Here is a 10,159-nt window from a genome sequence, read left to right as displayed (position 1 = left end):
CTGTGAGAATCAGATCCGCCGAAAGCCTAAGGGTTCCTGAGGAAGGTTCGTCCGCTCAGGGTAAGTCGGGACCTAAGGCGAGGCCGATAGGCGTAGTCGAAGGACAACAGGTAGAAATTCCTGTACCACCGTAATCCGTTATGAGCAATGGGGTGACGCAGTAGGGTAGTGACGCGGACTGATGGATGTCCGTCTAAGCAGTGAGGCTGATGTGTAGGCAAATCCGCACATCGTGAAGGCTGGGCTGTGATGGGGAGCGAAAATTATAGTAGCGAAGGTCATGATCTCAGACTGCCAAGAAAAGCCTCTAGCCAGGAGAAGGTGCCCGTACCGCAAACCGACACAGGTAGGCGAGAAGAGAATTCTAAGGCGCGCGGAAGAACTCTCGTTAAGGAACTCGGCAAAATGACCCCGTAACTTCGGGAGAAGGGGTGCCTCGGTAGGGTGAATAGCCCGAGGGGGCCGCAGTGAAAAGGCCCAAGCGACTGTTTAGCAAAAACACAGGTCTGTGCGAAGCCGCAAGGCGAAGTATACGGGCTGACGCCTGCCCGGTGCTGGAAGGTTAAGGGGAGTGGTAAGCTCGCAAGAGCGAAGCTATGAACCGAAGCCCCAGTAAACGGCGGCCGTAACTATAACGGTCCTAAGGTAGCGAAATTCCTTGTCAGGTAAATTCTGACCCGCACGAATGGCGTAACGACTTGGGCGCTGTCTCAACGAGAGATCCGGTGAAATTTTAATACCTGTGAAGATGCAGGTTACCCGCGACAAGACGGAAAGACCCCATGGAGCTTTACTGCAGCTTGATATTGAATTTGGGTACGATCTGTACAGGATAGGTGGGAGCCGTAGAACTTTGAGCGCCAGCTTGAAGGGAGGCATCCTTGGGATACCACCCTGATCGTATCTAGGTTCTAACTTGGTACCGTGATCCGGTACGAGGACAGTGTCAGGTGGGCAGTTTGACTGGGGCGGTCGCCTCCTAAAGAGTAACGGAGGCGCCCCAAGGTTCCCTCAGAATGGTTGGAAATCATTCGAAGAGTGCAAAGGCAGAAGGGAGCTTGACTGCGAGACCTACAAGTCGAGCAGGGACGAAAGTCGGGCTTAGTGATCCGGTGGTACCGCATGGAAGGGCCATCGCTCAACGGATAAAAGCTACCCTGGGGATAACAGGCTTATCTCCCCCAAGAGTCCACATCGACGGGGAGGTTTGGCACCTCGATGTCGGCTCATCGCATCCTGGGGCTGAAGTAGGTCCCAAGGGTTGGGCTGTTCGCCCATTAAAGCGGTACGCGAGCTGGGTTCAGAACGTCGTGAGACAGTTCGGTCCCTATCTGTCGTGGGCGTAGGAAATTTGAGAGGAGCTGTCCTTAGTACGAGAGGACCGGGATGGACGTACCGCTGGTGTACCAGTTGTTCCGCCAGGAGCACCGCTGGGTAGCTATGTACGGAAGGGATAAGCGCTGAAAGCATCTAAGCGTGAAGCCCCCCTCAAGATGAGATTTCCCAGTATGTAAGACCCCTTGAAGACGACGAGGTAGATAGGTTGGGGGTGGAAGTGCAGTAATGCATGGAGCTGACCAATACTAATCGGTCGAGGGCTTATCCTAAGATAAGACGCAATAAGTTTCGGATCCAGTTTTCAAGGTGTAACCTTGAAACAAGTGTTAATATTCCCTGATAGCTCAGTTGGTAGAGCACTCGACTGTTAATCGAGTTGTCACAGGTTCGAGTCCTGTTCGGGGAGCCATATGGAGAGGTGTCCGAGTTGGCCGAAGGAGCACGATTGGAAATCGTGTAGGCGCCAAAAGCGTCTCGAGGGTTCGAATCCCTCTCTCTCCGCCAGAATTATTCTATAGCATGGCCCGTTGGTCAAGGGGTTAAGACACCTCCCTTTCACGGAGGTAACAGGGGTTCGAATCCCCTACGGGTCATAAAAAAAAAAAAAAAAAAGTTGCATTAAAAAGTTTGTTATGGTATAATACGAGAAGTGTTCCGTTGGGGAGGCTTAGCTCAGCTGGGAGAGCATCTGCCTTACAAGCAGAGGGTCGGGGGTTCGATCCCCTCAGCCTCCACCATTTTAAAATAAATACTTATTACTGTCGCGGGGTGGAGCAGTTCGGTAGCTCGTCGGGCTCATAACCCGAAGGTCGCAGGTTCAAATCCTGCCCCCGCAACCAATTTAAATCTATTATGGAACTGTGGTGTAGAGGCCTAACATGCCTGCCTGTCACGCAGGAGATCGCGGGTTCGAATCCCGTCAGTTCCGCCATTATTAATGTATTAATTGATAAAGGGTCTTATTGTAAGGCTCGGTAGCTCAGTCGGTAGAGCAGAGGACTGAAAATCCTCGTGTCGGCGGTTCGATTCCGTCCCGAGCCACTTTTAATTGAATAGTTTTTGTGCCGGTGTAGCTCAATTGGTAGAGCAACTGACTTGTAATCAGTAGGTTGGGGGTTCAAGTCCTCTCGCCGGCACCATTTTGGAGGATTAGCGAAGTGGCCAAACGCATCAGACTGTAAATCTGCTCCCTTACGGGTTCGGTGGTTCGAATCCATCATCCTCCACCAGTTTTATAGGGGCATAGTTTAAAGGTAGAACAACGGTCTCCAAAACCGTTGGTGTGGGTTCAATTCCTGCTGCCCCTGCCAATTACTTCTTTTCCTGTGGCGGTCGTGGCGAAGTGGTTAACGCACCGGACTGTGACTCCGGCATTCGTGGGTTCAAGCCCCATCGGCCGCCCTTTCTTATTGGGGATTAGCCAAGCGGTAAGGCAACGGACTTTGACTCCGTCATGCATAGGTTCAAATCCTATATCCCCAGCCATCTTATGCGGACGTGGCTCAGCGGTAGAGCATCGCCTTGCCAAGGCGAGGGTCGCGGGTTCGATTCCCGTCGTCCGCTTTTTATACTCTGGCGCCATAGCCAAGTGGTAAGGCAAAGCTCTGCAAAAGCTTTATTCCCCAGTTCAAATCTGGGTGGCGCCTCCATAACTTAATATGCCGGCGTGGCGGAATGGCAGACGCGCTCGACTCAAAATCGAGTGGGAAACCGTGGAGGTTCGAGTCCTCTCGCCGGTATATATAGAAGGATGATAAAATGCTTTAATGCATTTTATCATCCTTTTTATTATTCGTATTCTTAACTTTGGCAACAAGATTAACTTGGATCCAGATGAGTGGAAGATAAGAACTTTGCAGAGATCCTTTTTAATTAGGTTTATATTTGACTGGGACTGTGAAGTTGTAGTAGGATGATGGTACTGAAAAAACATTTATAGTTTATTAAGTGTAAGAGAAATGAGGAATGCATATGCAGGAAAGAATTTTGGAAGCTTTTGTAGAGGAAGTTCATGAGAATGGTTTGAAATTTACTATGGACGATCTTGCGAAAAGACTTGCCATCAGTAAGCGTACATTGTACGAGAATTTCTCATCTAAGACGCTTATTTTAGAGACACTGATTGAGCGTACAAATGATGATATGATTCAAAAGACAGAAGAAATTATCCAAAACAATGAATTAACTTTGTTAGAAAAGATTAAACAGTCGATTAGGGTTATGCCGCTGTATTATAAGTTTTATGATTTAAGAATATTAGACCAGATGAAAAAGTATTATCCTGAGCAATGGAAAAGAGTACATGCTGATTTAAATGATTGGTCGCCGATTAGAACATTAATTCAGGAAGGTATCCGAGAAGGAGTTATTGTGAACAAAAATGAAGCTCTGATCATGAAGCTTATTATTGATACAGTAAATTTAACGCTTGATCAGCGTTTCTTTCTGGATAACAGTGTGACGGTAGAGGAAGCAACTTATTCCATTGTAGATATATTGTTATTTGGGTTAGTCGAAAAACAAAAATAGCCTAATAATATGTGCATATTAAAAGAGGCTATTTTTTTATGTGAAAACTAATAAAACAATTAGAGTTTTTTTGTTTTTTGAAGTTGGGATACTGAATTTAACTATTGATAAATAAAAGGGGTTCTGAAAAGGAAGGGTGGAAATATGTCTATACTGACAAGAAATCGGGGAGCAATGCTGTTATTGATGCTTAACATTTTTTTAGCATTCATGGGGATTGGATTAGTTGTACCTGTTTTACCTAAATTTATAAGCGAGCTAGGGATGAACGGTTCTTCCATGGGGCTGATGGTTGCAGCTTTTGCGTTGACACAGCTTTTATTATCACCGCTGTCAGGAAAATTGTCTGACCGTTATGGACGTAAAAAGTTGATTGTTTCTGGAATGTTCATTTTTATGCTGTCAGAGCTTGTTTTTGGACTGGCGAGTTCCGTCCCTACCTTGTTTGTTGCACGAATCATGGGCGGGGTAGGGGCAGCGTTGCTTACTCCTTCTATTATGGCCTACGTCGCTGATGTGACCTCGTTTGAAGAAAGAGGCAAGGGTATGGGGATGATTAATGCAGCGATTAACACAGGCTTCATAATCGGACCAGGGATTGGCGGTTTGCTTGCTGCCTATGGAATACGTATTCCCTTCTTTGCGGCGGCAGGTGCTGCAGGGATAGCGGCTATTTTGTCTCTGCTCGTGTTGCCGGAGTCTTTGAGCAAGGAAAAGCAACAGTACAATAGAGAGCTTCCGCGTGAAAAAGAAAACCTTTTACAGCAATTTGCGAAGTCCTATCAATCTCCGTATTTCATGGGCTTGCTCATTGTATTTGTCGTTGCTTTTGGATTGGCAAATTTTGAAACGGTATTTGGACTGTTTGTTGACCATAAATATGGTTTTACACCAATGGATATTGCCATCATTATAACGACAGGCTCTATTTTGGGAGCAGTTGTGCAAGCAACTATATTTGGTTGGATCATTAATCGTTTTGGTGAGAAAAAAGTAATTCACCTTTGCTTGGCTATTGGAGGACTGTTTATTTTCCTAACTTTATTTGCTGAGCAGTACGTGATGATTATGCTGACGACTTTTATCATTTTTCTGGCTATGGATATCCTTCGCCCGGCAGTAAGCACTTCTCTATCGCGGCAGGCTGGGGATGAGCAAGGGTTTGTAGCGGGTATGAACTCGTCCTATACCAGCTTGGGGAATGTAATTGGACCGTTAATTGCGGGACTGCTGTTTGATGTTCATATTAATATGCCTTATATGGTTGCAGCGGTAGCCTTATTTGCTTGTCTCGTCCTTTCACTACGCGCTAAGCATGCAGGAAAGCGGCACTCAACATCCCTTGCAGCAGAGCAGCATAGAGGAGGATAGCCGCAGGTCTATATCCATCCCCGACTTAGGTCTAGGTTCAAAAACCGTCTGGGGTCCGTTTTGTCAAACGCTAGGTCAGCGTACAATAAGGACATAAGCAAGACACAGTGAAAGGCGGTGAGAGATGATGAGAGTTAACAAAGGGAATGGGTTAGCCATTGTACTGATCGTGTTGGGTTCGATTATGCTGCTCGGTAAGTTTACTCCGTTTTTCGGTCACTTTGTAGGACATCTGATTGGTTACTTAATTCCGATAGCCATGGTTATGCTGGGGTACTACGGTGTGAAAAGAGGAAATGCACTCTTCGGCTGGATCGTGCTTGTGCTCGGGGTACTGATTTTACTGGGCAAGCTATCCTGGCTAATTGGACCACTGCTGGCAATCGGGTTAATCATATTTGGTGTATCCATGCTGAGTGACCGTAGAAGTCGCTACTGAATGTGACAGTTTGAGGATGAAGAATAATGTACGAAAGCAAAGAGCAAGAAATGATGAAAATACGAAATTGTGAAAGGAGTAGACGCCAATGAGTGTTTTTCGAAGAATGCGTGATATTACGGTAGCAACCTTCAATGAGCATTTGGAACAAAGCCAAGATCCGGTACAACTCATTGACCAGTTCCTATATAATACCCGTCAGGAAATCGCTGAAGCGGAAAAGCTTCAACAGCAGTATGCAGTGCATACAAGACAAATGAAGCAGCAGTTGGATCATGCATTGTCCATGCAGGCCAAACGGGAGGAACAGGCCCTTCTGGCTTTGAAAGCAGATGAAGAACACGTCGCAAAGCTAGCCCTTCAGGAAAAAATGCTGTATGCAGAAAAAGAAGAGCAGTATAGAGAACTGTGGGAACAGAGCCGTGAATCATTACGTGAATTGGAGCAACAGCTGGATACATTAAAAACAGAATACCAGACGGTACACAGTAAGCGTCAGTATTACGCTGCACGTGTACAAACGTTGAGACTCCAGCAGCAAATGAACGAACGGGCAGGTACATACGGCGGACGAAATGTTCCCCGAATGTTCAACCGCTTGGAAGACCGGGTAGCTGATATGGAAGCAGAAACGATGAGTTTGCGTGAATTGCGCCGGGGTGAGGAGTATACAAGGGATGCTCACAGCGGTGGATCGCTGCTCGAACAAGAGTGGGCGAGACTGAAAAGCAAGCTGAACAACAGCGGGAAGGAGTAAGTAAATTATGACCCGAATTTACCGATCAAACCGGGATAGAGTATTAACTGGAGTATGTGGCGGTCTTTCTGACGCAACAGGAATGGACTCAACTTGGATACGTATTTTGGTTGTGATCAGTTTCTTTATTACAGCAGGCACCACATTTATGATTTATGTGATTGCAGCGTTGGTTATTTCCAAGGAACCAAGATCTCCTTACGACGGAGGATTTGGTCCAGATAGTGGTCCCTATACCCATCAAGATCCACGCTATTATGGCGGTAGTAGTACTAGAACGCAGTATGGACAAGGAACTGGTTACAATCAAGGCGGAGCATACGGCAACTCGAACCCGTTTGGTCAGGATGCCCGCTATTCATCCAAATTTAATACAGGGCACAAAAGTGATCTGGATTCCATGATGGAAGATATCGAGAAAAAAGCAATGAAAAAGGAACTGGAAGAGTTACGTAAAAAAGTAGAGCAATTCGAGAAGGGAGAACGTAAATAATGGGAATTTTTAAAAGAATGAAGGATATGACAAGAGCATCGGTGAATGAAATGTTGGATAAAGTTGAAGATCCGATTATCATGTTAAATCAGTACTTGCGCGATATGGAGGCAGAAATTCACGAGGCCGAGGTAACGGTCGCCAAGCAAATGGCAAATGAGCGTCGTATGAAACAGCGTTTGGAGGAGGCTGTGCGTGTATCCAATGAGCGCGAAAAGCAGGCCGAATCTGCATTGCGAAATGGACAGGAAGAAGTAGCACGCAAGCTACTGGGCGAGAAGGTTTATTTTGTGCAAAAGCAGGATGAATACCGTGACTTGCACACTCAAGCCGAGCTCCAAGCCAAAGAACTGGTACAGCAGCTTCATGGAATGAAGGATGAATTCTACAAAATGCGCAATAAGCGTAATGAGCTGGTATCCCGTGCTCAAATGGCAAAAGCCAAAAAGCAAATGTCGCAAATCAATAGTTTGCACACGATTGAAAGCGGGTCTGCTTCGCTGGGCTTCCACCGCATGGAGGAAAAAATCATGCAAATGGAGGCAGAAGCTGACGTACTGCGTGCCCCTTATCGTCAAGCACCGGGAGAGGCATATGTTAATCCCGCAGAAGCTGAAAAACAATTTAAAGTGGATGAGCAGCTTCAACAATTGAAGTCCAAAATTCAGGCAGGTGCTAAACCTGTAGATATGAAGAAGGACTAACTACTCGGAACCCAAACATTATGATATGCTGTATAGATGGACACTGACCAATAACAGTGCTCAATCTGTATGGTTCGGAAGCCATATGGCGATATATTTCGCCACTATGGCTTTTCCTTCCGGTATAAACAAAAAAGGGGGTGCAACATGGAGAGAAGAAAATCAGCCTTGGCACTGGCAGGGATTGGCATCGGGATTATCATTTTATTCGGTCAGTGGATTGGGTTCCTCTCCGTGTTTGCACTGATCCTAATGTTGGCCGGAATATATAAGATTCGCAATTCCAAAATCAAAAAGGGCTATACGATGCTTGCCATCGGTGCCGGTCTGCTGGTGCTGGATCATTTGTTCTTGTTTGTAGTGATCACATTGGCTTCGCTGGCTGTGTTCTATTCACGTTCCAGGAAGCTGCATAAAGGTCAAAGCTCCATATTCAAACACAATTTCATATCCAATCATAAATGGGATGAAGTGCCGTGGAGCTTGCGCAGCACAAGCATATGGCATGTGGTTGGTGATGTGGATGCCGATTTGACGCTGGCTCTTCCAGAGGAACGTGAGCCCGTCATATTTTTACAGGGGATCTTCGGTGACATTGACATCACGCTGCCGGATAATTACGGTGTAGAGGTGGAGATGTTCGTATTGTTCGGTCAGATTCAGTTCGACCGGGATCATGAGGCGGGGATGCTCAATCGACTGGTGTGGAAGTCTCCTCATTTTGAGCAGAGTGAATATAAAGTGAAGTTTGTCGTTTCGTACTTGGCGGGCGATGTCCGTATTCGATTTTATTGAACCAGGAGGAACCGGGATGAATCACAAAAAAACGTCCAACATGGTAACCCGCAGTATGGGTGAAGGTATCCTCCTGTGTGTTGTTGTGGGCGTAGTTGTCTTTTATATGCTGTATACATATGGATATGTGAAGTCGTTCCCAACCTGGGGAATGATACTGAAAGTAGCAGGAGCCGTTATACTGGTGTTGATTGGTACAGGGGCAATGTACGGATTTTATGAAAGTTATCGCTTTAAAAGCAGACTGGAAATGTTGAGAGAGACATTGCTGATGTGGGAAAAGGGAACCCCTGCACGTGAGTTGCCACCTCTAGGGCATGATGAGCTTGGCAGACTAGGAGAGCAGTTGGAACGAATCGGGCGTAAATGGCAGGAACAAGTAACGTCTTTACAACGCTTATCTACGGATAATGCTCAGTTAGCAGAACAGGCACGGATGACTGCGATTGTGGAGGAACGGCAGCGGCTGGCCAGAGAGTTACATGACGCAGTATCGCAGCAATTGTTTGCTATTTCAATGACAGCGACGGCTGTGGGTAGGACGCTGGACAAGGATTTTGATAAAGCGCAGCGTCAAGTTGCATTAATTGAAGAAATGTCCTCCGTGGCACAATCCGAAATGCGGGCGTTACTACTTCATCTACGGCCTGTCTATCTGGAAGGAAAACGGCTTGAGCAGGGTTTGCGTGATTTGGTACAGGAATTACAGGCAAAGGTACCGATGGAGATTGATTTTGAGATGGAAAGCGGAGTACAGTTGGTTAAGGGCATTGAGAATCACTTGTTTCGCATTGTTCAGGAAGCGATGTCTAATACATTGCGTCACGCCAAAGCAACTCGTATGGAAATTCGTATTGTGCAACGCCCGGATTCCATTAGGTTGACGATTCGGGATAATGGTATTGGTTTTGAAATGGATGAGAAAAAGCAGACATCATATGGATTATCCACCATGCAGGAGCGGGTCAGTGAAATTGGGGGAGCTATTCAGTATATAACGGCTCCGGGAAAAGGGACACGGATCGAGGTGTCTGTGCCAGTTATTTATGATGAAAGCGGAAGGAACGATGATCATGGAAACGGAATTACCGATTAGCGTACTGCTGGTAGACGACCATGAAATGGTGCGGATCGGGCTTGCGGCGGTGCTGGGGACAGAAGAAGGGATTGAAGTGGTCGGCGAGGCCGGAAGCGGAGAAGAAGGCATACGCTTAGCATCAGAGTACAAGCCAAATGTGATTTTAATGGATTTGGTCATGGATGGCATGGATGGTATCGAAACGACACGCCAAGTGACACGCCTGCTTCCAGAGACAAAGGTGATTGTACTGACGAGTTATTTGGATGATGAGAAAATGTATCCGGTCATTGAGGCAGGGGCATTCAGCTATTTGCTTAAAACGTCTCGTGCTTCCGAGATCGCGGATGCGATCCGTGCAGCAGCACGTGGACAGTCCGTACTAGAGTCGCAGGTGGCCTCTAAGATGATGAATCGGTTTCGCCAGCCACAGGCTGAAGCGCCCGCACATACGGAGCTAACAGATCGTGAGATGGAGGTTCTTCGCTTATTGGCACAAGGGAAGTCCAACCAGGATATCGCAGATGAACTGATTATCGGGATTAAGACGGTAAAATTCCATGTCACGAACCTTCTCGCCAAATTAGGAGTGGAAGACCGCACACAGGCGGCAATCTATGCTTATAAAAACGGCTTAGCAGAGTAAATTGTAAAA

9 protein-coding genes, 15 tRNA genes and 1 rRNA gene (1 of these 25 running past the window's edge) are annotated in these 10,159 nt (G+C 46.6%); all 25 read left to right on the top strand.

Features of this window, described 5'->3' with window-relative positions; genetic code table 11:
* Window positions 1-1,607: ribosomal RNA gene (locus EGM68_RS21325) — 23S ribosomal RNA — on the top strand; it begins 1,323 nt to the left of the window's first position.
* A 64-nt stretch (window positions 1,608-1,671) separates the two neighbouring features.
* Window positions 1,672-1,747, top strand: a tRNA-Asn gene (locus EGM68_RS21320).
* Between the two features lie 3 nt (window positions 1,748-1,750).
* Window positions 1,751-1,842: transfer RNA gene (locus tag EGM68_RS21315), tRNA-Ser, on the top strand.
* Window positions 1,843-1,859: 17 nt separating this feature from the next.
* Window positions 1,860-1,931, top strand: a tRNA-Glu gene (locus EGM68_RS21310).
* A gap of 68 nt (window positions 1,932-1,999) precedes the next feature.
* Window positions 2,000-2,075, top strand: a tRNA-Val gene (locus tag EGM68_RS21305).
* 25 nt (window positions 2,076-2,100) lie between these two features.
* A tRNA-Met gene (locus tag EGM68_RS21300) sits at window positions 2,101-2,177 on the top strand.
* 15 nt (window positions 2,178-2,192) lie between these two features.
* Window positions 2,193-2,269 (top strand) — tRNA-Asp (locus EGM68_RS21295).
* 37 nt (window positions 2,270-2,306) lie between these two features.
* Window positions 2,307-2,379 (top strand) — tRNA-Phe (locus tag EGM68_RS21290).
* A gap of 22 nt (window positions 2,380-2,401) precedes the next feature.
* Window positions 2,402-2,477: transfer RNA gene (locus tag EGM68_RS21285), tRNA-Thr, on the top strand.
* 4 nt (window positions 2,478-2,481) lie between these two features.
* A tRNA-Tyr gene (locus tag EGM68_RS21280) sits at window positions 2,482-2,567 on the top strand.
* 7 nt (window positions 2,568-2,574) lie between these two features.
* Window positions 2,575-2,648, top strand: a tRNA-Trp gene (locus EGM68_RS21275).
* Between the two features lie 18 nt (window positions 2,649-2,666).
* Window positions 2,667-2,739: transfer RNA gene (locus EGM68_RS21270), tRNA-His, on the top strand.
* Window positions 2,740-2,748: 9 nt separating this feature from the next.
* Window positions 2,749-2,823, top strand: a tRNA-Gln gene (locus EGM68_RS21265).
* 6 nt (window positions 2,824-2,829) lie between these two features.
* Window positions 2,830-2,901 (top strand) — tRNA-Gly (locus tag EGM68_RS21260).
* Between the two features lie 11 nt (window positions 2,902-2,912).
* Window positions 2,913-2,987: transfer RNA gene (locus EGM68_RS21255), tRNA-Cys, on the top strand.
* 11 nt (window positions 2,988-2,998) lie between these two features.
* Window positions 2,999-3,077 (top strand) — tRNA-Leu (locus EGM68_RS21250).
* Window positions 3,078-3,309: 232 nt separating this feature from the next.
* Entirely contained in the window at window positions 3,310-3,867 is a 558-nt protein-coding gene (locus EGM68_RS21245) for a TetR/AcrR family transcriptional regulator (RefSeq protein WP_129549963.1), read from the top strand.
* A 144-nt stretch (window positions 3,868-4,011) separates the two neighbouring features.
* Window positions 4,012-5,238, top strand: coding sequence for an MFS transporter (locus EGM68_RS21240; RefSeq protein WP_013373002.1), 1,227 nt, complete (start codon window positions 4,012-4,014; stop codon window positions 5,236-5,238).
* 127 nt (window positions 5,239-5,365) lie between these two features.
* On the top strand, window positions 5,366-5,677 hold the full coding sequence (locus EGM68_RS21235) for a LiaF transmembrane domain-containing protein (protein ID WP_016324716.1): 312 nt from the start codon (window positions 5,366-5,368) through the stop codon (window positions 5,675-5,677).
* An 88-nt stretch (window positions 5,678-5,765) separates the two neighbouring features.
* On the top strand, window positions 5,766-6,434 hold the full coding sequence (locus EGM68_RS21230; protein ID WP_058712545.1) for a PspA/IM30 family protein: 669 nt from the start codon (window positions 5,766-5,768) through the stop codon (window positions 6,432-6,434).
* A gap of 7 nt (window positions 6,435-6,441) precedes the next feature.
* Window positions 6,442-6,927, top strand: coding sequence for a PspC domain-containing protein (locus tag EGM68_RS21225; protein WP_129549962.1), 486 nt, complete (start codon window positions 6,442-6,444; stop codon window positions 6,925-6,927).
* Window positions 6,927-7,631, top strand: coding sequence for a PspA/IM30 family protein (locus EGM68_RS21220; protein WP_013372998.1), 705 nt, complete (start codon window positions 6,927-6,929; stop codon window positions 7,629-7,631). The genes EGM68_RS21225 and EGM68_RS21220 overlap by 1 nt, the downstream gene beginning before the upstream one ends.
* 147 nt (window positions 7,632-7,778) lie before the next feature.
* A complete protein-coding gene (gene liaF / locus EGM68_RS21215) occupies window positions 7,779-8,426 on the top strand; it encodes a cell wall-active antibiotics response protein LiaF (protein ID WP_016819934.1) in 648 nt (215 codons plus the stop codon).
* A gap of 16 nt (window positions 8,427-8,442) precedes the next feature.
* Entirely contained in the window at window positions 8,443-9,522 is a 1,080-nt protein-coding gene (locus tag EGM68_RS21210) for a sensor histidine kinase (protein WP_013372996.1), read from the top strand.
* The gene (locus tag EGM68_RS21205) at window positions 9,500-10,150 is read left to right on the top strand and encodes a response regulator (protein WP_013372995.1); all 651 of its coding nucleotides are present in this window, start codon (window positions 9,500-9,502) and stop codon (window positions 10,148-10,150) included. The genes EGM68_RS21210 and EGM68_RS21205 overlap by 23 nt, the downstream gene beginning before the upstream one ends.
* Window positions 10,151-10,159 lie beyond the last annotated feature (9 nt).

The sequence above is a fragment of the Paenibacillus sp. M-152 genome, from assembly GCF_003856555.1.
Classification (GTDB): domain Bacteria; phylum Bacillota; class Bacilli; order Paenibacillales; family Paenibacillaceae; genus Paenibacillus; species Paenibacillus polymyxa_C.
The sequence above is the reverse complement of the archived record's forward strand: the minus strand, read 5'-3'. Positions and strand labels throughout refer to the sequence as shown.

Excerpts from the sequence above, each read along its gene's own strand:
- EGM68_RS21245 (WP_129549963.1), top strand. The coding sequence starts at position 3,310 with ATGCAGGAAAGAATTTTGGAAGCTTTTGTAGAGGAAGTTCATGAGAAT.
- EGM68_RS21240 (WP_013373002.1), top strand. The coding sequence starts at position 4,012 with ATGTCTATACTGACAAGAAATCGGGGAGCAATGCTGTTATTGATGCTT.
- EGM68_RS21235 (WP_016324716.1), top strand. The coding sequence starts at position 5,366 with ATGAGAGTTAACAAAGGGAATGGGTTAGCCATTGTACTGATCGTGTTG.
- EGM68_RS21230 (WP_058712545.1), top strand. The coding sequence starts at position 5,766 with ATGAGTGTTTTTCGAAGAATGCGTGATATTACGGTAGCAACCTTCAAT.
- EGM68_RS21225 (WP_129549962.1), top strand. The coding sequence starts at position 6,442 with ATGACCCGAATTTACCGATCAAACCGGGATAGAGTATTAACTGGAGTA.
- EGM68_RS21220 (WP_013372998.1), top strand. The coding sequence starts at position 6,927 with ATGGGAATTTTTAAAAGAATGAAGGATATGACAAGAGCATCGGTGAAT.
- liaF (WP_016819934.1), top strand. The coding sequence starts at position 7,779 with ATGGAGAGAAGAAAATCAGCCTTGGCACTGGCAGGGATTGGCATCGGG.
- EGM68_RS21210 (WP_013372996.1), top strand. The coding sequence starts at position 8,443 with ATGAATCACAAAAAAACGTCCAACATGGTAACCCGCAGTATGGGTGAA.
- EGM68_RS21205 (WP_013372995.1), top strand. The coding sequence starts at position 9,500 with ATGGAAACGGAATTACCGATTAGCGTACTGCTGGTAGACGACCATGAA.